A 26,221-nucleotide genomic window follows, 5' to 3' on the forward strand; every position below is an offset into this window, starting at 1 on the left:
AAAATATCATTACAACTTGTTTCAAAATTTAATAATAAATGTGCATACTCAGCTATGTTAGCTTTAGCTTTTTCTGAAATAATTTTTGCATTAGAGGAATAAATTTCCTTAATCTTAATTTGTTTTATACATGATTTTACTGATATTAATTTTTTAAAAAAGAATTAATATGTAGCTTTTTTTTGTAAAAACTCAACTACTATCAACTTTCTATACAAAACTTACGCTATGTTTGGTTCTAAATATCGTAAAGATGGAGAACGCAGCTGTTGTTGCATATAGTCATCTAAAAGCCCTAACTTTATTTGGTAAACCGTTTTACCGATTGTATTTGCAGTCCTTTTGAGAAATGCCCAAACTAAAAATGCACAACTAATATGATTACGTTGAAGACGCTGTTTCCTGCATTGACAACGTTCTATCCCAGTAAGTTGCTTAATTTCTCTGTGCATGCTCTCAATTACCCATCGAAAGCCACACTCATCTTGTGCAGCTTTAGAAGATTTGTGAGTTTTGTTATTGGTAACAACATACTCAACTCTGTTGGTAGAAACAGTAAATTTAAACAAATTAACATGCTTATTTTTAGCAAAGCCTTTTATATGAATCTCTACTCCATGCCTGATCTCTTCATCTGAAAATGTCAACTCTTTTACAGCTTTATAAGGTTTAGAATCGTGTGTTTTACTAACGTTTCTATTGGCTTTAATAGGGGCATAATAATATTTCCCCAGAGAGTCAACATGTTGCATAATTTTGTGTGTAGAATACCATGTGTCAAAAAGTACTGTTTGAAAAGGAATCTTCTTGCTATAAACAGCATTATTTAACATGTTTAATAGGTGTTCTAGTTTTGTTGCTCCATCATGATCAGGTGCAAAAATTCGATAATCTATTACCCAAAACTTATTAATATCAGGGTTATAATATACCAGACTCACTACTCCTATACCTTTAGTAACTCTACCTGTAGCTCCACTGTACTGCGATCTTGCAATTTCTATTTGCTTCGTATTCCTTTTATTTAAAACCGTATCATCAAATATTGTATATCCATTAGATGAAAAAATAACATCATTCTTGATGTGTTCCCATAACAAAGAAGGTGTATATTTTTCATTCCTTAAAAATCTATTAATAACATCATGACTACATTTCTTTGCATGTTCAGCGTAGTAGGTTAAACTATAATTCTTTTGGCTAACTATTAAAAATTGACAATAATCTGTCCTATTAATTGGTATTGCTTGCAACTTTATCCTCTTTGACATGTTTAATTATTTTTACAATAATTTATCACTTTTTTACTCATAGCGTAAGTTTTGTTTATTTACAATTATCACTAATTTATTTTCAAAGCTCATGTTATTTACTTTTCTGCTTATTAACTATTACTTGAAAATATATAACTTATATTCTCCATAAGGGCAATAATTTAATACTTAATTTTATAATTTATCCACTTCCTTATAAATAGTGCGGTAGAGATCGGAGGTTTTTAGTAAATGAGCGTGCGTTCCTTCGGCTTCTACCGCTCCTTTATCTATTATCAAAATATTGTCTGCGGATTCTATGCTGCTGATGCGGTGGGCGATTGATATAACAATTTTTCCTTTCATTATATCCCTAATAGAGTTTAATAGTTTCTGCTCGCTTTCGGTATCTAAAGCACTCATCGCCTCGTCAAGAAGCAGAATTTGCGGTTTACGTAGTAAAGCCCTTGCTAAGGCTATTCTTTGCTTCTGCCCGCCTGATAGCCTAACACCTCTTTCACCAATTTTGGCATCAAGCCCATCAGGAATTTTATCGGCAAAATCAGCTATACCGGTAATTTTTATTATCTTGGTTATTTCCTCTTCGCTAGAGTCATTACCAAACATAATATTTGATTTAATAGTACCAGAAAAAATACTAGCCTCTTGCGGAACATAAGCGATTAATTTACGGATTTCGTTAGGGTTTAAAAAAGCAATATCTTGGTTATTTATCAGAATTGTACCACTTTCTTGGTTAAAAAAGCGTAATAGCAGCTGCATCAAAGTACTTTTACCTGAGCCTGATTTGCCAACAATACCGATAAACTGGGTAGAATCTATTTTAAAAGATATGTTATTGAGGATTTTTAAATTAGGTCTTGATGGGTAGGAAAAATTTACGTTTTTAAACTCTAACGATATAGAATTAACGGGCTTTAAATCTGAATAATTATTATGATTAACTATAGGTGATTTATCAATGATGGCAACTATTCGCTCTAAAGCAGCAAGCGGCAAGTGCAGCTCGCTTAATAGCTCAAAAATACTGCCACTACTAAAGCCGGCAATAATTGCATAATAAATAAATGATATAATTTGACCAGAGGATAAATTACCTTTTACTATATCCAAAGCCCCAATCCAAATAACAAGCGTAACTCCCAGAAATATAAAAGCCATTGAGAATGCAAAAAACAAAGCACGAATTTTTAAACGGGCTGCCGAATAGGTCAAATAATCTTGCAGTAAATTATTAAACTCAGTGATTTTAGCTGCCTGACCACCAAAAGCATGAATGGTTTTAATATTGCTAAAGCTTTCGTTAACATCAGAGGCTAAAAGTGATTGAGATTCTAAGGTTTTTTTTGATAAAGCTTTAACATGTTTACCAAATTTGATTATGGGAATTAGCAGCAAAGGAATGGTAATAATTACTATTGATGCTAGTTTAAAGCTTTCAAAAAACATTAAAATAATGCTACCGACTAACATCACTGAATTGCGAATAAAAAAAGATAGGAAATTAACAATGAGCTTAGATATTTGATCTATATCACTCGTAAGACGTGAGATTATATCGCCGATTTTTAGCTCTTCAAATTCAGTAATTTCATAATTAATAAGATTGCTATAGGCTTCCTTTCTTATTTGACTTGAGACTTTCTCAGCAACATTATTAATAAAATATGAGCGGAAAAAACTAGCAATACTTAGGATAATAATAAGCAGGCAGATATATAATATGGATTTATCAACTGCCGCAGTATGATCTAAAACCAACCCCTGATCAACTAAATTTCTGAAAACATTACCGATTAGTAATAGTGAAAGCGATACGCTAAGAAGAGAGATTATAACAATGATCAAATCTTTTTTATAGAATCTTAAGTTTTTAGCCAGTCTATATAAAAGTTTGGTGTTCATATGAAAAGAATTATGTCATTCCCGCAGAGGCGGGAATCCAGAAAAAATATAAATACAGCAAGTTTTAAAGTAAAAAGCTCGATATATCTTGCTTTATGCTGGATTCCCCTCTGCGGGAATGACATAAAAGCCATCCAACAACTTCTTCCGTTCCTCGCTAATAGCGGCAACAAAAGTAAAAAATGGGGCGAGTGACGGGAATCGAACCCGCGACCCTCAGAACCACAACCTGATGCTCTAACCAACTGAGCTACACCCGCCATAAGTTATCAAAGTAACAGCGTGACTTTAAATTATTATCACTATTTAGTCAAGAATATTTAGGAGTAATTAAGGTTAATTTATAGAAAATAGATTTAATTAAAACTTGTTGCTTTAGTAATGCATACAAATATAATAATTATGACTTGCAATTTATAACTATATATAGTTACAATATGAATCAGCGTATAAAACTTATAAGTAAAGCTAAGCAAAATCCTAAAGGGTTGAGTTTCTCAGAGTTTCATAATTTAATGATTGGGTGTGGTTGGATTAAAGATAGACAAAAAGTTAGCCATCAAATTTGGTATTCACCTAGAGGTGATAGGTTATCTGTGCTGACTGTTGGAAATATGGCGAAAGAATATCAAGTTCGACAATTTTTAAACTTTGAAAAAGGTAAAGAAGATGAAAAGTAATGATATATTTGACGGCTTTACTATAGAGCTTTTTAAAGATATTGATGGGGATTGGTTAGCAAAATTTGAAGAATTACCTAATGTATCGGCTTTTGGTGATTCACCTGAAAAAGCATTGCAGGAATTACAAGAAGCTTGGTTTTTAATGAAAGAAAGTTATGTAAGCCATAATCAACCTGTTCCTTTAGCACCATCTAGAAAAGAATATAGTGGACAATTTGATATTCGAGTAGATAAACGTATCCATAGAGCTTTAGCATTAGAAGCATTTAGAGCAAAAATTAGTTTAAATGCTTTATTTGCCCAAAAATTAACTTTATCGGTAAGACAATGAAAAAAGCGGTTATTTTAGTTAGTGGTGGGGCGGATTCTGCTACTGTTCTTGCAATAATGAGAGAGCAAGGTTATGAGATTCATGCTATAAGCTTTAGTTATGGGCAGCGTAACAATGCTGAACTACGGAAAGTTACAGAGCTAGTAAAAGAGTATAATGTCAAGCAGCATAAAATTATTAATATAGATTTACGAGCTTTCGGCGGCTCTGCTCTTACCGATGACAATATAAAAGTTCCTCATTATCACGATACGAAAGAGCTACCTGAAGATGTGCCAGTTACCTATGTACCTGCTCGTAATACGATCTTTTTAAGTTACGCATTAGGGTTTGCCGAAATAATAGGTGCTAAGGATATTTTTATAGGTGTACATACTAGCGATTCAGCAAATTATCCTGATTGCCGTCCTGAATATATCAAATCCTTTGAAGTAATGGCAAATCTAGCAACCAATATAGGCGGAGTTACTATTCATACTCCTTTGATTAATATGACTAAAGATCAGATAATTAAAACAGGGCTTAGGCTTGGAGTAGATTATAAAAATACCATATCATGCTATGATCCTAGCGAAGATGATTTATCTTGTGGCACTTGCCTTGCCTGCATGATAAGGCTTGATGCTTTTAGAAAGAATAATGTACAAGACCCTGCAAAATATTTATGATTGATAGAAAATATTTATACTCCCCCTTTCCTACGCTCGATTTAGATGATATAATATTAAGAGAGCTGACAAATGTGGATGCTGAGGATTATTTTAATTATATAAGTAAGCCTGAAATGGCTATTTATATAACAGAAAGTAATAGACCAAAAACTTTAGAGGAAGCTAAGGAAGAAATTCGTTATTGGTCTAGTTTATATAAGAATCACAGAAGTTTTTATTGGGGTATTGCACTTAAAGCCGATAATAAACTTATTGGTACTGCCGGTTTTAATATAATAAATTTAGAGCATCATAAGGCAGAAATCAGTTATGATTTGGATTATAGCTATTGGGGGCAGGGTATAATGCTAAAGTCTTTAAAAAATATTCTGAAAATTGCCGATCATATTGGAATTGTCAGAGTTCAAGCAACAGTAATTACAGATAATTTACGCTCAATTAATTTACTTGAGAGATGTGGATTTGTACGTGAGGGAATACTTAAAAAATATGAAATAGTTGCAAACGAGCATAAAGATTACTATATGTATGGTAGGGTTTTGTGACAAAAACGTCATTGCGAGCCACTGAAAGTGGCGTGGCAATCTTATGAGAATGCCTTAAGATTACTTTGTCACTACGCTCCTCGCAATGACGGAAAATTGAGCCCTGCGAGTACATCACCACGATAGACAATAAGTATATAAACATATAAAAAAAAGAAAAATTGATGGTAGTAGAAGCTAATAAAAAAGAATTAATTTGTTCATTCTGCAGTAAAAAGCAGCATGAAGTGAAAAAATTAATAGCAGGTCCTGCAGTATTTATTTGCGATGAATGTATAAATTTATGTGTGGATATAATGGAAGAAGAGAGTAAAATTGCGTTAAAGCAGATTACTTCCACCATCCCGACTCCACAAAAAATATGTTCAGTTTTGAATGATTATGTAGTTGGTCAAGATCAAGCTAAAAAAATTCTAGCAGTAGCAGTATATAATCATTATAAAAGACTTGAATATGTTCAATCAGGCAATAATGATGTTGAACTTAATAAGTCTAATATTTTGTTAATTGGTCCTACTGGTTCTGGTAAAACTTTACTTGCTCAAACACTTGCTAAAATTTTAGACGTACCTTTTACTATGGCTGATGCTACCTCTTTAACGGAAGCGGGCTATGTTGGTGAGGATGTGGAAAATATTCTCCTTAGATTACTTCAAGCTGCTGAATTTAACGTGGCTAAAGCACAAAAAGGTATAATCTATATTGATGAAGTTGACAAGATTGCTAGAAAATCTGAAAACCCTTCAATTACTAGAGATGTATCAGGGGAGGGCGTACAACAAGCACTACTTAAAATTATGGAAGGAACAGTTGCTTCTGTTCCTCCGCAAGGTGGTCGAAAACATCCACAGCAAGATTTTGTGCAGCTCGATACCTCAAATATTTTGTTTATTTGCGGTGGTGCTTTTATGGGAATTGATAGCATCATAACTTCTAGAACAAATAATAGTTCTATAGGTTTTGCAGCAAATGTAAATATTGACAAAGAAAAAATTAACAGAGAGATTCTTAAATCTTTAGAGATTGAGGATCTAACAAAATTTGGCTTAATTCCTGAATTCATCGGGAGATTACCAATCGTTACAACCTTAGATGATTTAGATAAAGAAGCTTTAGTTACAATTTTAACTAAGCCAAAAAATGCTATAGTGAAGCAGTTTAAAAAACAATTTGAGCTTGATGAAGCTGAGTTAATAGTTGAGGATTCTGCATTAGAAGCTATCGCTGAAAAAGCTTTAGCTAAAAAAACTGGAGCAAGAGGTCTTCGTTCAATAATTGAGCATCTTTTACTTGATAGTATGTATAAAGTTGCCGAGCTGAAGAAACAGCGTGTTACTATTACAGAAGATGTAGTTAAAGGGCTAATAGAGCCAATAATTACTTCTATTATTACCCCAACAGCAAAAACAAGTAAAAAGCAAGCAGCTGTTGAAGACATACCGGCGTAGTATCTGTACTTGTACCTAGGTTGTTGTATGACGCGAAAAATGCCCCAATGTTATCCCCGCATAGGCGGGGATCCAGCATAAAGCGAGATAAAATCGAGCTTTTAGCTCTAAAAATTTACTGTATTTATGGTTTTTTTCTGGATTCCCGCTTAAGCGGGAATGACATAAGTGAGCCACGCCTACACAAGAATTACATAAAACACTAATAAAAATCTAACCTCATTTTATGCCTTATTTAATACCTGCTATCATAACTACAGCACTTATTTTATTAGTTTTAATAATTTGGTTCTACATAAAAACTAAAACTTTAAAAACAGAGTTACAATTCTTAACAGATCAAAATTTAGAAATCTCTAACAATAATCAGCTACTTAATCAAGAAAAAATAGCTTACTTACAAAAAATCGAGCAGCTAAAATGTAGAGTAGAATATCAAGAGCAATCTATTAAGGATTCTGAAAAAATACGCAATGAGTCCTTTTCTTCGGCTAAAGCTGCTTTATTTGATTTAGGCAAGGATTTATCCAAGCAGCTTATCGAGATCCATAAAATGGAAAACACAGCAGCAAGAGAGCTAGCTGAGAAAAATATTGCTACAGCTTCCGGAAAGTTCAATAGCGAGTTTGAGCGTTTAATTACTATGGTAGGGACACTTAACAAAGATATTGAGCAGTCTAAAAGCACAGTGGACTTAATCAAACAGTCGTTACTTTCGCCTATTGGGGCAGGGCTACTTGCTGAGATTACTCTTGAAAATATCTTAAAATCATCAGGATTACGTTCTAATTTAGATTTCATCATGCAATATGGCTTAACCACCTCAGATAGTACTAAATTAAGACCTGATGCACTTATTTTTCTGCCGTCCGGTAATTTGATGGTGATTGATTCAAAAGCTTCCAAATTTTTGGTTGATGAGCAGGATAATAGTGGAAATCTTAGCAAAACCATGAATTATCATTTAAAGTCGTTAGCCAATAAAGATTATGCTGAAAATATTTTAGCTGACTTAAATAAAAAAGAGCAGAATTATAACAACGTCATTACTTTGATGTTTTTACCCACTGAACAAGCCGTTGAGAAAGTTATTGCAGCTGATCCTAATTTTCTACAAAAAGCTTGGGGCTGTAGTATTTTCCCAGTAGGACCTAGTGGGCTTATGAATATGCTGTCATTCGCAAAATTTCAAATTACCGATCATCGTCGTTCAGAAAATTATAAAATAATCATTGAAGAGGTAAGAAAGTTATTAAGCTCTATTGGTACTATAGCAGATTATTCTCAAAAAATTGGCAATAATCTGCATAATATGGTTACTAATTATGATAAGTTCGCAGTTTCTTTTAATCGTAATTTTATGTCAAGAGTTAAGAATATACAAAAACTTGGTATTGATTCAGGAAATAAAACGCTACCTGCAAGCCTCGAACGCTATCAAATTGTTTCTTCCAAATCTGAAATTATTGAGGTAGAAGCAGAAAATTCTCAACCACAACAAATAGAAGAATAAATCAATAATTCAAATGTTAAGAAAAATTATTATAGTCATAAAAATTATGATCTTATAATTGAGAGTGTTTTTGATCAGAAAAAATAGAGATAAATTTTTTTGTAAGCTATCATCATATAAAAGAATAAGAAGCAGAGGTAGGCACTTAAATAGTGAATCTAGAGTAGTACCTAAAGAAAATACTAGAGAGTGGTTATCTGAATGCAAATTTGTAATTATTTATGAAAAAAGACATATGAAAGCTATGTTAAAGACGTAAATCCTAAGGCAGTAATATTTGCTAAAGATTTTGCTTCAGAAGAAGATCTATATAACTATATTATTTCTGTTGATCAAAATGACGAAAAATATTGTGAAATATATAATAACTCAATTGTACCTGATTCTTTAAATAATTACCCTATAATAAAAGAGAAATTAAAAGAAAAACTTTTACCTTTATTAAATGAAAAATAAAATTTATTACATAAAAAAATATTTTTTTATATTATTTATTATAATCAGTTGTCTATTAATATTTTGTAAATTTGGATCAAATGAAATTTCTTTATTCTATATTACTTATCAGTTAAAAACCACTCCAATTAGCGAAAAAGATGTTAAAATTTTTGTAATCAATCTAGATCATAGTACCAATAGATATAATAATATAAATAAACAATTTATTCATATTAATTTACCTTATGAAAGATTTAGAGCAGTAAACGGTTATGAAGTATCTATAGCAAATCAGAAAGGAGAAAAGTTTACTGGTTTGGATCTAAAGAATAATCCTTCCCTTTTATCATTAGATAATAATTATGCTATTGTTTGTCCATCAGAGAATATAAATTATTATGCAAATAGTAAGATATTAAATCGTACCTTAACCGCAGGTGAATTTGGATGTTATTGTAGCCATAGAGAAATTTGGCTTAAAATGGTTGAAGAAAATATTCCATATGCCTTAATTTTAGAAGACGATACTATATTAGAAGAAAATTTTTATAAGAAATTCTCAACCATAATCAAATCTTTACCTAGTGACTGGGATCTAGTTTATTTATTTTTGATGCATCTACCGAGGCAAAAATTTTATAAAATTTATAATAATCCTTATCTTAAAAAAATTAATACCCAAAGGTATTTTTATACTTCTACAGGTTATTTAGTAAATTTAAAAGCTGCTACGAAGCTTCTTAAATATAGCAAAAGCTTTAGCGAGCCAATTGATGATAGTATAGCACAAGAAGTAGCTAATAATAGAATACAAGCTTATATTACTGTACCTTTTTTAATAAATACTGATTTTAAAAATTCAACTATTATTGAGATGGGAAGACCAAAATAATAATATAGTAAAATGAATATTTCCTAATCGTGTCCTTAAGATATAGCTTAATGCGATAAGGTAGTGATTTTTTAAGAGCATAGTAAACAGCATCAAAAAAGTGCTCAAAATTAGAAATAGTTTTTCTTATTTCATTCTTGATTTTAAACCAGTAATGCTCAATAGAATTTAAGTCAGGAGAGTAAGTTGGTAAAAATAAAATACTGCAACCAACAGATTCAATTAACGTTTTCACTTTTGTACTTTTATGAAAATTAATATTATCCATTACTACTATCTGACCAGCCTTTAATTCCTTGATCAATATCTCTTGTACATAAGTTTCAAAAATGTCCTTATTACATGTCCCATCAAATATTATTGGGGCAATAATATCTTTGACACACAGCCCAGCAATCATACTAATCCGTGATTTATGTTGATAGACCTTTTCACCATAACATCTTTGACCGATAATGCTCCACCCGTGTTCTCTACAGCTATTATCTTCTATCCCAGACTCATCGATAAATACTAAATCTTGTTTATCTATAGTTTTTAGTTTCAATATAAACTCATTCCTTAGACCAATATCCCTTTTGGGATGAAGAAAAGTTTTTTTTATAACTATAACCTAATTTATTAAGCAATCTTGATATCGTACTTGCAGATACTTTTTGACTCCAGTTATTAGCTAGCTCCATGGTGGTTTATCAAAATTTAATTCTATAAATTTTTTAAATCCCTCTATGTCTCTTATTATTCTACGATGTCCTGTATGATAACCACTTTTTGCTTTGACATCCCCAGTTTGTTTCTTTAATTTTTTCCACTCTATTATAGTCTTCCTACTAATAGAGTATATCTCTGAAGTCTCTTTTATTGTTTTACCATCTGTTAAACTTTTTATTACTCGTATTCTTAAATCGTATGAATATGCCTTTGCCATAAGTTTTTCATTTAGTATAATCCAACTCATACTATAAGTCACTACCTTATCGCATTAAGCTATAATAGTACAGGACAGTTTAAAAAAATGTTATATTTTATTCAGGTATAAGTGACCTTATATGTCATTCTTAGCTAGAAGCGGGAATCCAGAAAAAATAAACATAAACGCAGTAACTTCTTAAAATTAAAAGCTTAGGTATCTCGCTTTATGCTGGATTCCCGCCATTTCTAAGAATGACATCGATAAAAACTGTCCCCGGTACTATTCCTTAAGATATCGCAATCGAGTTGCAGTATGACATACTATTATTAGAGTTTTGTTAAACCATTTTGGTTTTAGTTTGTTTAAAATTAGCTTTATCAAAATTGTATATAAAACTTTTAATAATAGGTACTATAAACTGTTTAAACTTGCTTCCACTAAATACGCCATAATGTCCTGCACCTTTTTGTAAATGATATTTCTTCATTGATTCAGGAATATTGGCACAAAGCTTTAAAGCAGCTTTGGTTTGACCAACTGCTGCAATGTCGTCAAGTTCTCCCTCTATACCAAGTAATGCACATTTAGTAATATTTTTTAGATCAATAGGACGTTGCTCTGAAACTAATTTGCCTCTTGCTAGTGAAAATTGTTGGAATACTTCATCAATAGTTTGTAGGTAAAATTCTGCCGGCATATCCATAGCAGCTAAATATTCATCATAGAATTTAATAGTATGATCAGCTTTTTGATAATCGCAATTTAATAAATTTTGCCATAATTCCAAATGCGAATCTATATGACGGAATAGATTTAAGCTTACAAAACCAGCTAGTTGTAAAAATCCTGGATATACCTTTCTACCATGACCAGGATAATTAGGTGGCACCTGCATCGTAACAATTTTGCAAAACCATTCTAAACTTTTGCTTAAAGCAAATTCATTTACTGCGGTGGGATTTTTTCTAGCATCAATAGGACCGCCCATTAAAATCATTGAGCTTGGAACGTTTGGGCTATTATCTTTTGACATCAAACTAATAGCAGCAAGTAGAGGTACAGTCGGTTGACAAACAGCCATAGTATGAACATTTGGTCCTAGAAAATTAATACACTCCATTACGTAATCAATGTAATCATCCATATCAAAAGAACCTGCTTCAAGCGGTACATAGCTTGCTTCCGTCCAGTCGGTAATATAGACATCCGTATATGGTAATAATTCCTGCACAGTTGAGCGAAGTAACGTAGCATGGTGACCTGCCATAGGTGCTACTATCAACAATTTAGGTAGTGCATTTTTAAAACCTAATTTTTCAAAATGACGTAACTCACAAAAAGGCTTCTTCAATATAACTTTTTCATTGATCTTACAGGTTTTGTTATCAATAGTAGTTTCAATAATATTAAATTCTGGCTTTTCATATTTTCTAGTCATACGCTCACAAAGCGTTAAGTAAGAATGCATGATTCTAGCAAAACCATTCTCCTCTAATGATTCACGCTCATATGCTTCTTTCAAAATCTTTATGCCTAAATGCATAGGGGCTATTTGTGCTCTTAACCCTTCCAGCATATAGTATGTATAATTAGTATTTAAATCATAGTTAATCATAATTTATCCTTGAATTTAATAATAATTAATATGTTGAGTCTAACATTAAAAATCTTTTAGCAACATTAATTTTAGAATTAGTTATTTAAGTTTTTATTGGATAGTGATAAAATTTACTCCCCTAATAGGTCTATTTGAGTATCTTCGTTCGAAGATGTGGCATTATGGCTAGATAAAGTTTTACTAATTTCAGTGATAGTAATGGCAGTTTGTTCGGCAATAATTTGATCGGCATTACTAATAGCTTTGCCAACATTTAGATCCGATATAGCAGTAGTAAGCACATCTATTAATGTTGCAAGACTTAAAAATTTTAAATCTTTTATCGATTCAAACATTATTAGAGGGATTATAGCCATATTTAATCTTGCTGCATCATTATAATAAAAATTTTGGAAAAATATGTTATTACTTAACTCCTCTCCAGTAACATCTTGAGTAATTTTATTACCATAGTAAGACGATACTAATAATGAAGCAAGCCTTGCGAATTTAATAGATATAGCTTAATGCGATAAGGTAGTGACTTATAGTATGAGTTGGATTATACTAAATGAAAAACTTATGGCAAAGGCATATTCATACGATTTAAGAATACGAGTAATAAAAAGTTTAACAGATGGTAAAACAATAAAAGAGACTTCAGAGATATACTCTATTAGTAGGAAGACTATAATAGAGTGGAAAAAATTAAAGAAACAAACTGGGGATGTCAAAGCAAAAAGTGGTTATCATACAGGACATCGTAGAATAATAAGAGACATAGAGGGATTTAAAAAATTTATAGAATTAAATTTTGATAAAACCACCATGGAGCTAGCTAATAACTGGAGTCAAAAAGTATCTGCAAGTACGATATCAAGATTGCTTAATAAATTAGGTTATAGTTATAAAAAAAACTTTTCTTCATCCCAAAAGGGATATTGGTCTAAGGAATGAGTTTATATTGAAACTAAAAACTATAGATAAACAAGATTTAGTATTTATCGATGAGTCTGGGATAGAAGATAATAGCTGTAGAGAACACGGGTGGAGCATTATCGGTCAAAGATGTTATGGTGAAAAGGTCTATCAACATAAATCACGGATTAGTATGATTGCTGGGCTGTGTGTCAAAGATATTATTGCCCCAATAATATTTGATGGGACATGTAATAAGGACATTTTTGAAACTTATGTACAAGAGATATTGATCAAGGAATTAAAGGCTGGTCAGATAGTAGTAATGGATAATATTAATTTTCATAAAAGTACAAAAGTGAAAACGTTAATTGAATCTGTTGGTTGCAGTATTTTATTTTTACCAACTTACTCTCCTGACTTAAATTCTATTGAGCATTACTGGTTTAAAATCAAGAATGAAATAAGAAAAACTATTTCTAATTTTGAGCACTTTTTTGATGCTGTTTACTATGCTCTTAAAAAATCACTACCTTATCGCATTAAGCTATACTGAAGCATAAAACATAGGATCTTCACAGAATATAGTTTCTGGGTCTCGGAAATAAAAACAAATATAATCAACTAATAATGTAGCCATAGCAAGATATTTAGTAACATCCTGCCAATTACTATAAGTATGAATATTATTTAATTCAGGATTATTAAAATCTATATCCTGATCTGTAAGTCTTTTGTATATTGCTTGTAATTTCTGTTCATTAAGATCACTTTTTTTTAGATGTTTAAACAATATAGCATAAGTCATTAAGGTACTGACAGAGCGAGAGTATCATGTTATAGTAAGCAAATATTAACAAGCATGTAAAGAGATATGGCACGAGCATATGCAATAGAACTAAGACTAAGAGTTATAAAAGCTGTAGAAGCAGGGATACGAATAAGTAAGGTAAGTAAATTATTTAATGTAAGTCGTGATACTATATATAAATGGAAAAAATTAAAAGATAAGCAAGGTACTTTAGAAGCAGCAACTGGTTATCAGAAAGGACATAGTCATAAGATAAAAGATTCAGAATCTTTTAAAGAATTTTTTAAAGCTAATATGAATAAAACATCAAAGGAGTTAGCAAAGCAATGGGGTAATATTGCATCTGTAACTATTTTAAGACAAATCAGAAAACTTGGCTATAGCTATAAAAAAACTCATTTTCATCCGAAAAGAGATATTAAATTAAGAAATGAATTTATAGCAAAGATATAAACCATCACAAAAGACAAATTAGTATATTTTGATGAATCTGGAATAGAGGATAATGCTTGCAAAGAGTATGGATGGAGCATTATAGGACAAAGGTGTTATGGAGAAAAGGTGTATCAACATAAATTTAGAATAGGTATGATAGCTGGTCTTTGTAATGGTAATCTTATTGCTCCTGTAATATTTGAAGGTAATTGTAATACAGAGGTCTTTAAAACTTATATTAGGGATGTATTAATTACAGAATTACAACCTGGGCAAACCGTTATTATGGATAACATTAATTTTCATAAAAATTCTAAAGTTAAAGAGTTCATTGAATCCGTTGGTTGTACCATATTGTATTTACCCAAAACTTACGCTATGTTTGGTTCTAAATATCGTAAAGATGGAGAACGCAGTTGTTGTTGCATATAGTCATCTAAAAGCCCTAACTTTATTTGGTAAACCGTTTTACCGATTGTATTTGCAGTCCTTTTGAGAAATGCCCAAACTAAAAATGCACAACTAATATGATTACGTTGAATACGCTGTTTCCTGCATTGACAACGTTCTATCCCAGTAAGTTGCTTAATTTCTCTGTGCATGCTCTCAATTACCCATCGAAAGCCACACTCATCTTGTGCAGCTTTAGAAGATTTGTGAGTTTTGTTATTGGTAACAACATACTCAACTCTGTTGGTAGAAACAGTAAATTTAAACAAATTAACATGCTTATTTTTAGCAAAGCCTTTTATATGAATCTCTACTCCATGCCTGATCTCTTCATCTGAAAATGTCAACTCTTTTACAGCTTTATAAGGCAAAACTTACGCTATGTTATAGCAAATATGCTAAAAACTCTTATTACACAACAATGTTTTATAGTGAAGCACTTCATAATATCCCTTAATTCATGGGCATTATATCAAACATAGCGTAAGTTTTGAAGGTTTAGAATCGTGCGTTTTACTAACGTTTCTATTGGCTTTAATAGGGGCATAATAATATTTCCCCAGAGAGTCAACATGTTGCATAATTTTGTGTATAGAATACCATGTGTCAAAAAGTACTGTTTGAAAAGGAATCTTCTTGCTATAAACAGCATTATTTAACATGTTTAATAGGTGTTCTAGTTTTGTTGCTCCATCATGATCAGGTGCAAAAATTCGATAATCTATTACCCAAAACTTATTAATATCAGGGTTATAATATATAGCATAAATCATTAAGATACTGACAATTTAATAGTATTAAAAACAGCATCATAAAATGTTTCAAAATCTCCTACAACTTTCCTAATTTCATTTTTTATCTTAAACCAGTAATGCTCTATAGGATTTAAATCAGGAGAGTAAGTTGGTAAATACAATATGGTACAACCAACGGATTCAATGAACTCTTTAACTTTAGAATTTTTATGAAAATTAATGTTATCCATAATAACGGTTTGCCCAGGTTGTAATTCTGTAATTAATACATCCCTAATATAAGTTTTAAAGACCTCTGTATTACAATTACCTTCAAATATTACAGGAGCAATAAGATTACCATTACAAAGACCAGCTATCATACTTATTCTAAATTTATGTTGATACACCTTTTCTCCATAACACCTTTGTCCTATAATGCTCCATCCATACTCTTTGCAAGCATTATCCTCTATTCCAGATTCATCAAGATATACTAATTTGTCTTTTGTGATGGTTTGTATCTTTGCTATAAATTCATTTCTTAATTTAATATCTCTTTTCGGATGAAAATGAGTTTTGTTTATAGCTATAGCCAAGTTTTCTGATTTGTCTTAAAATAGTTACAGATGCAATATTACCCCATTGCTTTGCTAACTCCTTTGATGTTTTATTCATATTAGCTTTAAAAAATTCTTTAAAAGATTCTGAATCTTTTATCTTATGACTATGTCCTTTCTGATGACCAGTTGCTGCTTCTAAAGTACCTTGCTTATCTTTTAATTTTTTCCATTTATATATAGTATCACGACTTACATTAAATAATTTACTTACCTTACTTATTCGTATCCCTGCTTCTACAGCTTTTATAACTCTTAGTCTTAGTTCTATTGCATATGCTCGTGCCATATCTCTTTACATGCTTGTTAATATTTGCTTACTATAACATGATACTCTCGCTCTGTCAGTACCTTAATGACTTATGCTATATTATAGTAATTTAATATTTTTTCAAAGTTATTGCTCATAACATCTCATGATAGTTAATTAAAATTAACTATCATGATTTATAGCAATTTATAATGCAATTATTTTTTATAAAATTTTTAGGTAAAATTAATAGGCTTCACCACTAAGAGGTAATATGTCTTGAGAGGTAACTTCACTATCAATGACGCATAAAGTTAGACCTGTGTTATAATCAGCTTGCTGATTTTGATTAAATTTATCAGTTAAATATATTATTGCATTAGCAAATTCTAAATTATTATTAAAAATATTAGCACTACTATCGCCTATAGAAAAGATTTTCATCGCTAATGTTTTAACATATTGGTTCAAAGTGGGGAAAGCAATACTGGATTCTGGAAGCAATGATATTTTTAATAAAATATTTAATTGTTCTAAAGTAATTTCTTTTTTAAGGTCAATATCTTGAGCTAAATTAAATCTAACCTCTGGTAATTCCTTAATGAGTTCAGGTTTAGCTAATTCTGATGATAAAATATTATCAGAGTCACAAACCATCTCTTCTTCACTTCCACTAAAGTCTAATTCTGTATAATAAGTTGTATCTTTAATTGTTAAGCTATATTCATTTTTATAATTTAATTTTTCATCAAAATAAGCATCCCATGCTTCTTCTAATTCTTCTAGTAATTCATTAACGCTCTCAAGTTTTTTTTCTGATTGAAAATTAGAAATTTCATCTGCAAAGCTTTTTATTACAAAAAACTTCAAAGTTTCTTGATCTTCACCCTCTAGATCGCTAGGTAAAACGTCTAATTTTTCTTTTAAATAATCTAACAATAATGCTATATCTGAAGGATTTTGCTCTACTATTTCTAATAATTTTAGTTTATGTGTATCATCTAATAACATTAATCTACTCTATTTTTTAGTGGTTTGAGTGCTTTAGCTGGTTTTAATAATTCCGGCGTTAATATGAATTTAGTTTTTCTCTCGATATTTGATAGAAAAAACAAATGAAAATTGTGCGGATGATGTATTACCACATATTTCTCCCGTGGATATTGTCTATTTAAATTTTCCTTTGGGTTATAGGGACCATAAACTTCTATATCACCAAATTTATATTTTTTTAAAGGTAATAATTCATGATCATAAAAGAAATCATTAGGATATTGAGTGCGTGTTTTTATATTAGCATGAATAAATTCATTTTGTTCTTTTTGAAAAGTAAAAATATCGATGCAGCCTTTTTGACATATTTTATAAGCTAGGTCATGAGAAATAGAATAACCTAGTTTTTGAAACTCTGGAAATATTTGTTGTAGCCTTATCTCATCTTCCTGCATTATGCCAATATCAAGATCATCATCATAAGGTATTATCCCTTGATGACGAACTGCTCCAAGCAAGGTGCCTCCGTCTATCCAATAATTAATATTGTGCTTAGTTAACAATTCATGAGTATCTTTCATTATTTGATAGAGTGAGAGAGCCGTATTCTCACTAATTCTATATTTTTTTACTTCTTCATCGGTTGGCACTTTATAACGCCAATCATGCTCAAGCACGTGAGTATAAAAAAATATAATAGCAAAAAGCAAGAGAATAGAGCCTAAAATATTTTTAGGTAAGAATACTGACTTTAATTTCATCATTTGTTGGTTTGAATTTTACTTCTTTTGCTGATGTAACATTTTTTAAATCTAATGTCAATTCTTTGGATAATTCAATGCCGCTAACTTCAAGCAATTGTACTTCTGCTTTTATGGATAGATTCTTTTCAGCTTTAAATTTTCTAACATGATCTAAAATCTCAAGCAATCCTTCCGGCTGTGTTGCATCTATTTTGTAGTTTAAATTACCATAATTAATCCAATTACCTTTAATGTGAATAGAATTTTCACTATATAATATTTGATACAACTCCTCGGTAATATGTGGCATAAATGGTGCAAATAGTTTAAGTAGGGTTTGCATAACGTGATAAAGCGTTAATATACTGCTATATTGTCCGCCAGGGTTTTTATTTTCTTCATCATAAGCACGTGTTTTACTGATTTCTAAATAATTATCACAAAATACTGACCAGAAAAATTTTTCCGTTAAATGCATAGCATTAGCATATTCATAATTTTGCAACTCGTTTGTTGCATTATTTACTAGCTCTACTAACTTATTAATTATCCACTGATCGAATTCATGAGTAATTTTTTCTTTCACATCTATAAGATTTGCTCTTTTGTCTTCATCAGATAATTTATCAAAATGCTGCGACACAAATTTAGCAGCATTCCACAGCTTATTAACAAGCCTTTTGCCATTTTTCATTATGTCTTCTGAATAGGCAGTGTCAGCTCCTAATTTCGAATTAGCTGACCAATAACGTATAACATCAGAACCATATTGCTCTAGCAATTTTTCCGGTACTAATACATTCCCTTTAGATTTAGACATTTTACTATGATCTTCAGCCAAACACCAACCACTTACCATGATATTTTTCCATGGTAGAGTATTTTGATGTAGATGAGCTTTTAAGATAGTATAGAATGCCCAAGTTCTAATAATCTCATGTGCTTGCGGTCTTAAATCCATTGGGAACAATTTATCATGCCTATCCTTATTCACGGCAAACTCATCAGAAATACCCCATGTAGAAAGTTGCGGCGAAACAGAACTAGTTGCCCAAGTATCCATAACGTCTAAGTCAGGCTCTACTTCATCTTTGCTATAGCCAGCAGGCAAATCCTTTAAAGGATCAACAGGCAATTGCGAAATATCAGCATATAAAATCTTACCCTCTTCACCAATTCTTTTAGAGTACCAAACAGGAAATGGAACGCCAAAATAACGCTGCCTGCTTATACACCAATCCCACGATATGGCATTAATCCAATTATCTAAACGAATCTTCATATTTTTAGGATGCCAATTTAGTTTGTTTGCTCTTTTTAATAAATCATCTTTATGCGATATTGTTTTAACAAACCATTGTGGCACAGTTAGTACCTCAAGAGGTGCACCTGAACGCTCAGCACATTTAACAGTTTGGGTAATCTCTTCTTGCTTAACAAGCAATTCTTGCTCTTTTAAAATATCTATTATCTTGCTTCTTGCTTCTTTTATTTTTAAGCCATCTATCCCAATTTCATGAGAGAAATCTATCGTACCTTTTTTAGTAATAATAGTTTTTAGAGGCAGATTATGCGTTTTCCACCAAATAATATCCGTTTGATCACCAAAGGTGCAACACATAACAAGACCTGTGCCTTTATCTTGCTGCACTAACGGGTCAGCTAAAAGCGGGACTTTAACATTAAACAGGGGAGTAACGGCAAACTTTCCCGTTAAATGCTGATAACGCTTATCGTCTGGGTGATAGAATACGGCAACGCAAGCGGGTAATAGTTCAGGTCTCGTAGTTGCTATAATAAACTCATCATTTGCTTCAGTTTTAAAAGTGATATAGTTCATGAATGAGGTTTTTTCCTTATCCTCAATATCAGCTTGGGCAAGGGCTGTGCCATCTACTGGATCCCACAAAATTGGCTGATTATTACGATAAACCCCGCCTTTTTTTACTAAATCAAGAAAAGACATTTGTGAGATTTTACGAGATAAAGGGCTAATTGTTTGATATTCTAAATTCCAGTCTACCGATAAAGCGATTTTGTTAAACAAGCTTCTAAATTTTTCTTCTTCACTTGCTACTACTTCATTACAAATATTGATAAATTCTTCCCTACCCATATTAGATGCTTTAACTTGTCTTTGCTTTTCAACAAGTCTTTCGGTCGGCAGTCCGTTATCGTCAAAGCCCATAGGGTAGAAAATGTTTTTTCCCATCATACGCTGAAAACGTACTATAAAATCGGTCTGTGTATAGCTGTAAACATGTCCGATATGAAGCTGTCCTGAAACAGTCGGTGGAGGCGTATCTACGACAAATGTTTCATCTTTAGCAATATTCTCATCGTACGCATAAATTTGCTTTTCTTGCCAAATCTGTTGCCATTTTTTTTCGCTTTCGATAAAATTATAATTTTTCGGGAATTCTTTCATAAATGTTTTTGCTAGTTTGAATAACTAACATTATAAAGATTATATTTAATTATGACAATAACGTGTTGTTTTTTGAGAAGTATACCTTTAATACTTCAAGATTTGGTACATATTCGATGAAATCAATAATACAAAAATAAACTTCTATTTACATAAAGCTTTAGTAAAACTTAGGCGATGATAAGGGGATAAGCCATATTCTTTTATAGCCTGAGCATGTTCTTTTGTGCCGTAGCCTGAATTTTTATGCCATAAATATTGTGGAAATTCTTCACTTAATTTTAGCATTAATCGATCTCTAGTAACTTTTGCTATAATAGAAGCCGCAGCAATAGATAGTGATAAATTATCACCATTTATGATACTGATAAATCTTTTATCGCTAAATTGCATATTACCATCAACTAAAACTATTTCTGGCTGGATGCTAAGGCTTTCTGCAGCAAGTATACAAGCTTTTTTTGTTGCCTCTAATATATTAATTTTATCTATCTCAGTATGTGAAATAATACCTGTTGCCCAAATGTAATTAGCAGTTATCTGTTCATATAATAACTCTCTCTTCTTTTTAGAAAGTTTTTTAGAATCCTTAATGTCAGCTATAATATTGTTTTGATCCACTATTACAGCGGCAGCTACTACTGGTCCGGCTAATGGTCCTCTGCCAGCTTCATCTATACCCGCTAAAATGAAGTTTGGGTATTTTTTCTCAAAATGTAATATATCTATTTCCATAATTGTATATTTTATATTTTTAATGTATGATAAAGCAGTTTAGGATTACAAAAAAGTAAAAGTGCAAAATTATTTTGAATTATTAGGGTTAGAGCAGAATTATAATATTGATTTGAAGATATTAGAAAAGCAATATTTTGCTATGCAGATTAAATATCATCCTGATAAAGCCAAAAATCTGCAGGAAAAAGAGCAAAATCTTATTATAGCATCAAACCTAAATAAAGCTTATTCTATCCTTAAAGATAGTTTAAAGCGTGCTGAATATATGTTGCTTTTGTATGGCGTAAACTTAAATGATGAGAAAGTACGCAGCAAGCTTTCAGCTTTTGAGTTAGGTATGTTCTGGGATGAAATGGAGCTTATAGAAAATACTAACTCATATAAAAGTTTAGAAGAAATAAAAAGCAAATATGAGTTAATGGAAAAAGCTGAAATAAATTTTCTAGCAGAGTCTTTTGAAAAGCAAGATTTATCAGATGCGACTATCAAAACTAGTAAACTTAAATATATTCATACATTGATGAGTAAGCTTCAGGAAAAAATGAAATTATGCAAATAATAGAAATTAGAGAACCAGGGCAAGCAGAATTTAAACAAGAAGCTAAAATAGCTGTGGGTATAGATTTTGGCACTACTAACTCGTTAATAGCTATTTCAGCTGGTAGAAAAGTTAAAATTATACAAACTAAAGATAATAAAGAATTAATCCCAACTACTATAGAATTTACGAATAACAATATTATAGTAGGTAGTAATAAAGGTTTACGTTCAATTAAAAGGTTATTCGGCAAAACATTAAATGAAATTCTAAATACTCCTGCTCTTTTTTCTTTAATTAAAGATTATATAGATGTAAATAATCAGGAACTTAAATTAAATTTTGCCAATAAGCAAATGCGGATTGCTGAAATTGCAGCAGAAGTTTTTATATATTTGAAACAACAAGCAGAAAAAGAGCTTGCAATCGAAGTAACTCAAGCTGTTATTACTGTTCCAGCTCATTTTAATGATGCGGCAAGAGGGCAGGTGATGCTTGCAGCAAGGCTTGCAGGTTTAGAGGTTCTAAGGCTGATTGCAGAGCCTACTGCAGCTGCTTATGCTTATGGATTGAATAAGAACAAGGAAGGTTGCTATCTTGTATATGATTTAGGCGGTGGTACTTTTGATGTATCAATTCTAAATATTACAGCAGGTGTTTTTCAGGTTATAGCAACAAATGGTAATAATATGCTTGGCGGGGATGATATAGATAAAATCATTGCTGATTATTTTTGCAGTAAATTTAATTTACCTGATAACACTAATACTCTGCAGCTTGCTAAAAAGGCAAAAGAAGCATTATCGAACCAAGATAATTTTGAGTTCAATAATATATCGCTTGATAAACAAACATTTGAACAGTTAATTACCTCTATAATAGGTCGTACAATCAATATAGCCAAAGAATGTTTGGAAATAGCAGGAAATCCGAACATAGATGGTATTATTTTGGTGGGTGGTGTAACTCGTATTACATTAATTAAGGAGGAATTATATAAAGCTTTTAAAGTAAATATTCTTTCAGATATTGATCCTGATAAAGCTATTGTATACGGGGCTGCACTGCAAGCAGAGAATCTAACAACACCGAACATCGATTCATTATTGATTGATGTAGTACCTTTATCTTTAGGTATGGAATTGTATGGCGGCATTGTTGAAAAAATTATCATGCGAAATACCCCAATTCCTATTTCTGTGATAAAAGAGTTTACAACTTATGCTGATAATCAAACTGGCATACAATTTCATATATTACAAGGTGAACGTGAAATGGTAGCAGATTGCCGTACTTTGGCTAGGTTTGAGCTAAGGGGACTTCCTCCTATGAAAGCAGGGAGTATTAGAGTAGAAGTTACTTTTTCTATTGATGCTGATGGGATATTATCCGTTTCTGCTTATGAAAAAATTAGTAATACCTCGTATATCATAGAAGTAAAGCCGGATTATGGGATTGATGCAAGCGAAGTTGATAAAATTTTAGAAAATGCTTATAAAAATGCTAAACTGGATCATGCTACAAGATTATTGCAAGAAACAGTTATTGAAGCTGAATCTTTGATTTTTAATATAGAACATGCTATTAAAGAATTAGTAGATTTACTATCAGAAAATGAAAAGCATACAATCAGTAGTTTATTAAATAATATAAGGCACGCAATAGATACACGAGATCGTGCTTTAATTAATAACGCTGTTAAAGATTTTAAATCTAAAACAAAAAAATCTTTAAATACAAAGATTAATGTAGTAATTAGTGATTTGTTGAAAGGTAAAAATATCAATCAAATTAAATAACTTACTTCTAAAGGTAATTTGTACGTCAAGAAAGTAACTCGTACTATGTGTGTACGCTGCGGTGCTGCGTACCGTGTTTCCTACAAATTCCTCTTTATAAGATAAGTTATATGAAAAATCTAAGGAAGAAAACGTATAATGTCTATAATATCGAAAACAGTAAAAGTTACATTTATTATAAATAATGGGGAAGAGAAAATAATAGAAGCACCGCTGGGGCTTTCTATTTTAGAAGTGGCTCATAGTAATAACATAGATCTTGAGGGTGCTTGCGAAGGTTCTCTTGCCTGTGCTACCTGCCATGTTATTTTAGAGGAAGAATTTTACAACAAATTAGAAAAACCTAAGGAAGAAGAAGAAGATATGCTTGACTTAGCCTTTGGTCTTACAGATACTTCTAGATTAGGGTGTCAGATTATTTTAACTGAAAAATTAGACGGTATAAAAGTACGTCTTCCTTCTGCTACTCGTAACATAAAATGATGGATTAAAAAAGTGATACGTAAAATACTTATTTTTGTTTTCTTAGCCTTTACTATAGTATGGTTTGCTGCTGCTTATACTTTAAAAAACAATGTAATAAATTTAATTAAAAATTCTGAATCGGATAATCTTAAAATATCCTATAATACAGTTAAATTTTCAGGATATCCGTTTCACTGGAAAATTACTATAACAGATCCAAAAGTAAAATTAATAGATCATGTAAATTCTAAAGAGCTTTCAAGCGAAAATATTGTTTTAAATATTAAGTTTAGTAATAAAAAAGCTACTTTAAATTTTGGACCATTTATTAAAGAAGTAGATAATTATGGGGATAAAACATTCACCTATGATATGCGTAGTGAAGAGGATATAAAAGGAATAGGGAAATTTAATAAACCTTTATATAAAATATCGAAAGATGATGATTTAAAAGAAGTAATAAAATCGATTCAGCTTAATAATAAATCATTATTAATATTCAAAGATGATGAAGAGATTTTTAAAATTAATGATTTAGCTTTCTTTATTGCTAAGAAAAATCTAGCAGATAGCGAAGATATTTCATTGATTTTAAATATGAATTATGATTCTGAAAAGAACATAGCTAATTTTAAAAATGCTACTTTAGATATTGCTGCTTTATTAAAATTTACCCCAGATGGTGAAAATTCTGCTATTTTACAAAATTTTAATATAGAAAAATTTGTTTTTAGTTGTGATCATAACTCTAAAATCAATCTAAATGGTGCTTTACAATTTTTTGCTAATAAATTACCGCAAGGTAAGTTATCATTTGAGCTTGAAAATTATCACTCTATTATTGATAAGTTATTACCTAATAATATTATGTTTTCTAAAAAGTTTATTAAAACAGTTATTGCTAAAGCAGTTAATAAAGCTTCCGATGAAGCTGTAGTTAAAGAATCAGATAACTTAAATCCTGATTATTCTAATATAGAAAAAGCTAAGTTTGATGTTGAATTTTCTGAAAAAGGAATAAATATCGGCTCTATTAATTTACTTGAGTTAAAACTTGGCGATAGTAAAGAAGAACAGTAGTCTGAAAATCATGCAAATTAATTATATGAATAACCTTAAATTAGTATTATATAGCTTTGTTTTTAGTATAATTCTTACATGTAGTGATATTTATGCTGATCAAAAGCAAAAAGTTTTTAAGATTGGTACTGGCTCTATTTTGCAAGGTTATTATTCTATAGGTCTTGATTTATGCAAAACAATTATAGGAGATGAAAAAAATAACGAAAATATAGTATGCGAAGTTGTTGCAACAAATGGTAGTATTGAAAATTTAAAATTATTGCAACAAGGTAAAATCAATTTAGCTTTAGTGCAGGCAAATATTGCAGTAGAAGCATATGATGGGATAGGTTATTATAGCGATAAAGGAAAAATGCAAAATCTACGTCAGCTACTAAATTTGCACAATGAATTTTTTACAGTTATCGTAAAAGATGAGGACAAAATAAAGCTTTTTGCTGATATTGATGGAAAAAGAATCACTAGTGGTCCAGAATATTCCAGCAGCAATATTACTTATGATACAATGTGTTCTCTATATAATTTTGCTAAAGAACCAATAAATATTGATATTAACTATGAAGATTCTATCGATAAATTCTGCCAAAAAGAAATAGATGCTATAATCATGATGGTTGGACATCCAAACACTTTAGTGAATTTAATTGCTAATAGATGTGAAATCGATTTTGTTTCAATTGAAAACGATAAAATAGCAGAGTTAATACAACAAAATAGAGCTTTTCGCAAAGCAGAGCTTCATAAAGGCTTATATCCAGGCATTACAGATGATCAAACAACTGTAAAAGTATCAGCAATTTTAGTAACTAGAAATGATGTAGATTCTAATATGTTAGATAAATTTATTGGTGCTTTTCATAGAAATGTTGCAAGTTTTAAACTTTCTAATTATTTATTGAACAATATTAACATTAACTATTTTGCCGATACTCAAAACTTTGTGTTACCAAAACATGATTCGGTCAGAAATAGAGAATAACTATTTATTAGAGTATTATATAGCAAT

Annotated in this window: 27 protein-coding genes, 1 tRNA gene and 1 pseudogene; 15 read left to right on the top strand and 14 right to left on the bottom strand. The window is 30.9% G+C overall.

Translation table 11 applies throughout. The features are described from left to right. Positions 1 to 221: 221 nt before the first annotated feature. From AAGD55_RS05705 to AAGD55_RS05715, 3 genes are all read right to left on the bottom strand, one after another. A complete protein-coding gene (locus AAGD55_RS05705; protein ID WP_341791490.1) occupies positions 222 to 1,271 on the bottom strand; it encodes a transposase in 1,050 nt (349 codons plus the stop codon). 177 nt (positions 1,272 to 1,448) lie between these two features. Beyond that, positions 1,449 to 3,179, bottom strand: a complete 1,731-nt coding sequence (locus AAGD55_RS05710; protein ID WP_341792426.1) for an ABC transporter ATP-binding protein — start codon at positions 3,177 to 3,179, stop codon at positions 1,449 to 1,451. Between the two features lie 183 nt (positions 3,180 to 3,362). Continuing rightward, a tRNA-His gene (locus tag AAGD55_RS05715) sits at positions 3,363 to 3,439 on the bottom strand. A gap of 177 nt (positions 3,440 to 3,616) precedes the next feature. Between AAGD55_RS05715 and AAGD55_RS05720 the strand changes: the two genes are divergently transcribed. From AAGD55_RS05720 to AAGD55_RS05750, 7 genes are all read left to right on the top strand, one after another. Then, positions 3,617 to 3,859, top strand: coding sequence for a type II toxin-antitoxin system HicA family toxin (locus AAGD55_RS05720; protein WP_341792427.1), 243 nt, complete (start codon positions 3,617 to 3,619; stop codon positions 3,857 to 3,859). Further along, positions 3,849 to 4,193 (top strand): type II toxin-antitoxin system HicB family antitoxin, encoded by a 345-nt coding sequence (locus AAGD55_RS05725; RefSeq protein WP_341792428.1) that lies wholly within the window; start codon positions 3,849 to 3,851, stop codon positions 4,191 to 4,193. Before AAGD55_RS05720 ends, AAGD55_RS05725 begins: the two co-directional genes overlap by 11 nt. Then, positions 4,190 to 4,861 (top strand): 7-cyano-7-deazaguanine synthase QueC, encoded by a 672-nt coding sequence (queC, locus tag AAGD55_RS05730; protein ID WP_341792429.1) that lies wholly within the window; start codon positions 4,190 to 4,192, stop codon positions 4,859 to 4,861. Before AAGD55_RS05725 ends, queC begins: the two co-directional genes overlap by 4 nt. Continuing rightward, positions 4,858 to 5,409, top strand: a complete 552-nt coding sequence (locus AAGD55_RS05735; RefSeq protein WP_341792430.1) for a GNAT family protein — start codon at positions 4,858 to 4,860, stop codon at positions 5,407 to 5,409. Before queC ends, AAGD55_RS05735 begins: the two co-directional genes overlap by 4 nt. A gap of 164 nt (positions 5,410 to 5,573) precedes the next feature. After that, positions 5,574 to 6,857 (top strand): ATP-dependent Clp protease ATP-binding subunit ClpX, encoded by a 1,284-nt coding sequence (clpX, locus tag AAGD55_RS05740; protein WP_341792431.1) that lies wholly within the window; start codon positions 5,574 to 5,576, stop codon positions 6,855 to 6,857. Between the two features lie 226 nt (positions 6,858 to 7,083). Then, a complete protein-coding gene (locus AAGD55_RS05745; RefSeq protein WP_341792432.1) occupies positions 7,084 to 8,370 on the top strand; it encodes a DNA recombination protein RmuC in 1,287 nt (428 codons plus the stop codon). 445 nt (positions 8,371 to 8,815) lie between these two features. Further along, positions 8,816 to 9,700, top strand: coding sequence for a glycosyltransferase family 25 protein (locus AAGD55_RS05750; RefSeq protein WP_341792433.1), 885 nt, complete (start codon positions 8,816 to 8,818; stop codon positions 9,698 to 9,700). Between the two features lie 70 nt (positions 9,701 to 9,770). On the opposite strand, the pseudogene AAGD55_RS05755 reads toward AAGD55_RS05750, so the two are convergent. The 3 genes and pseudogenes from AAGD55_RS05755 to AAGD55_RS05765 form a co-directional block, all read right to left on the bottom strand. Continuing rightward, positions 9,771 to 10,628, bottom strand: a pseudogene (locus AAGD55_RS05755) (IS630 family transposase); the annotation flags it as partial. A gap of 322 nt (positions 10,629 to 10,950) precedes the next feature. Further along, positions 10,951 to 12,228 carry a polyhydroxyalkanoate depolymerase gene (phaZ, locus tag AAGD55_RS05760; RefSeq protein ID WP_341792434.1) on the bottom strand — a complete coding sequence of 426 codons (1,278 nt, stop codon included), beginning with the start codon at positions 12,226 to 12,228 and terminating at the stop codon, positions 10,951 to 10,953. 113 nt (positions 12,229 to 12,341) lie between these two features. Continuing rightward, positions 12,342 to 12,566, bottom strand: a complete 225-nt coding sequence (locus AAGD55_RS05765; RefSeq protein WP_341792435.1) for a hypothetical protein — start codon at positions 12,564 to 12,566, stop codon at positions 12,342 to 12,344. Positions 12,567 to 12,792: 226 nt separating this feature from the next. Between AAGD55_RS05765 and AAGD55_RS05770 the strand changes: the two genes are divergently transcribed. After that, positions 12,793 to 13,684 (top strand): IS630 family transposase gene (locus AAGD55_RS05770; RefSeq protein WP_341792527.1). Its coding sequence is split into 2 segments (ribosomal slippage): positions 12,793 to 13,119 and positions 13,121 to 13,684, totalling 891 coding nucleotides; the frame shifts between segments, so codons are not numbered across the junction. On the opposite strand, the gene AAGD55_RS05775 is transcribed toward AAGD55_RS05770, so the two are convergent. After that, entirely contained in the window at positions 13,676 to 13,936 is a 261-nt protein-coding gene (locus AAGD55_RS05775; RefSeq protein ID WP_341792436.1) for a hypothetical protein, read from the bottom strand. The genes AAGD55_RS05770 and AAGD55_RS05775 overlap by 9 nt on opposite strands. A 66-nt stretch (positions 13,937 to 14,002) precedes the next feature. Between AAGD55_RS05775 and AAGD55_RS12380 the strand changes: the two genes are divergently transcribed. Together AAGD55_RS12380 and AAGD55_RS12385 are read left to right on the top strand one after the other, a co-directional pair. After that, positions 14,003 to 14,392, top strand: coding sequence for an IS630 transposase-related protein (locus tag AAGD55_RS12380; protein ID WP_410526122.1), 390 nt, complete (start codon positions 14,003 to 14,005; stop codon positions 14,390 to 14,392). A 78-nt stretch (positions 14,393 to 14,470) separates the two neighbouring features. Further along, entirely contained in the window at positions 14,471 to 14,806 is a 336-nt protein-coding gene (locus tag AAGD55_RS12385; protein WP_410526129.1) for an IS630 family transposase, read from the top strand. Here the strand turns inward: AAGD55_RS12385 and AAGD55_RS05785 are convergent. The 7 genes from AAGD55_RS05785 to AAGD55_RS05815 form a co-directional block, all read right to left on the bottom strand. Then, complete coding sequence (locus AAGD55_RS05785) at positions 14,746 to 15,195, bottom strand: transposase (RefSeq protein ID WP_341792437.1); 450 nt, start codon at positions 15,193 to 15,195, stop codon at positions 14,746 to 14,748. The two genes, AAGD55_RS12385 and AAGD55_RS05785, sit on opposite strands and share 61 nt — an antisense overlap. 96 nt (positions 15,196 to 15,291) lie before the next feature. Beyond that, positions 15,292 to 15,597: a hypothetical protein gene (locus AAGD55_RS05790; protein WP_341792438.1), complete on the bottom strand. Its 306-nt coding sequence runs from the start codon at positions 15,595 to 15,597 to the stop codon at positions 15,292 to 15,294. Beyond that, positions 15,597 to 16,467, bottom strand: a protein-coding gene (locus AAGD55_RS05795) for an IS630 family transposase (protein WP_341792439.1) whose coding sequence is annotated in 2 segments (ribosomal slippage) — positions 15,597 to 16,139 and positions 16,141 to 16,467 — 870 coding nt in all. Because the reading frame shifts where the segments join, the coding sequence is not laid out codon by codon here. Before AAGD55_RS05795 ends, AAGD55_RS05790 begins: the two co-directional genes overlap by 1 nt. Positions 16,468 to 16,674: 207 nt before the next feature. Beyond that, a complete protein-coding gene (locus AAGD55_RS05800) occupies positions 16,675 to 17,439 on the bottom strand; it encodes a hypothetical protein (RefSeq protein ID WP_341792440.1) in 765 nt (254 codons plus the stop codon). Continuing rightward, positions 17,439 to 18,185, bottom strand: coding sequence for a LicD family protein (locus tag AAGD55_RS05805; RefSeq protein ID WP_341792441.1), 747 nt, complete (start codon positions 18,183 to 18,185; stop codon positions 17,439 to 17,441). The genes AAGD55_RS05800 and AAGD55_RS05805 overlap by 1 nt, the downstream gene beginning before the upstream one ends. Next, positions 18,154 to 20,592 carry a valine--tRNA ligase gene (locus AAGD55_RS05810; RefSeq protein ID WP_341792442.1) on the bottom strand — a complete coding sequence of 813 codons (2,439 nt, stop codon included), beginning with the start codon at positions 20,590 to 20,592 and terminating at the stop codon, positions 18,154 to 18,156. The genes AAGD55_RS05805 and AAGD55_RS05810 overlap by 32 nt, the downstream gene beginning before the upstream one ends. 144 nt (positions 20,593 to 20,736) lie before the next feature. After that, positions 20,737 to 21,327, bottom strand: coding sequence for a ribonuclease HII (locus AAGD55_RS05815; protein ID WP_341792443.1), 591 nt, complete (start codon positions 21,325 to 21,327; stop codon positions 20,737 to 20,739). 61 nt (positions 21,328 to 21,388) lie between these two features. Here AAGD55_RS05815 and hscB point away from each other — a divergent pair, with 61 nt between their 5' ends. The 5 genes from hscB (at position 21,389) to AAGD55_RS05840 (ending at position 26,194) form a co-directional block, all read left to right on the top strand. Beyond that, positions 21,389 to 21,889, top strand: coding sequence for a Fe-S protein assembly co-chaperone HscB (hscB, locus tag AAGD55_RS05820; RefSeq protein ID WP_341792444.1), 501 nt, complete (start codon positions 21,389 to 21,391; stop codon positions 21,887 to 21,889). Next, complete coding sequence (gene hscA, locus AAGD55_RS05825) at positions 21,880 to 23,667, top strand: Fe-S protein assembly chaperone HscA (protein WP_341792445.1); 1,788 nt, start codon at positions 21,880 to 21,882, stop codon at positions 23,665 to 23,667. Before hscB ends, hscA begins: the two co-directional genes overlap by 10 nt. Positions 23,668 to 23,814: 147 nt before the next feature. Continuing rightward, positions 23,815 to 24,150, top strand: a complete 336-nt coding sequence (locus AAGD55_RS05830; protein ID WP_341792528.1) for a ferredoxin family 2Fe-2S iron-sulfur cluster binding protein — start codon at positions 23,815 to 23,817, stop codon at positions 24,148 to 24,150. Positions 24,151 to 24,162: 12 nt separating this feature from the next. After that, on the top strand, positions 24,163 to 25,212 hold the full coding sequence (locus AAGD55_RS05835; RefSeq protein WP_341792446.1) for a hypothetical protein: 1,050 nt from the start codon (positions 24,163 to 24,165) through the stop codon (positions 25,210 to 25,212). Between the two features lie 25 nt (positions 25,213 to 25,237). Continuing rightward, entirely contained in the window at positions 25,238 to 26,194 is a 957-nt protein-coding gene (locus AAGD55_RS05840; protein WP_341792447.1) for a TAXI family TRAP transporter solute-binding subunit, read from the top strand. Positions 26,195 to 26,221 lie beyond the last annotated feature (27 nt).

The sequence above is a fragment of the Rickettsia endosymbiont of Gonocerus acuteangulatus genome (assembly GCF_964026435.1).
Classification (GTDB): Bacteria; Pseudomonadota; Alphaproteobacteria; order Rickettsiales; family Rickettsiaceae; genus Rickettsia.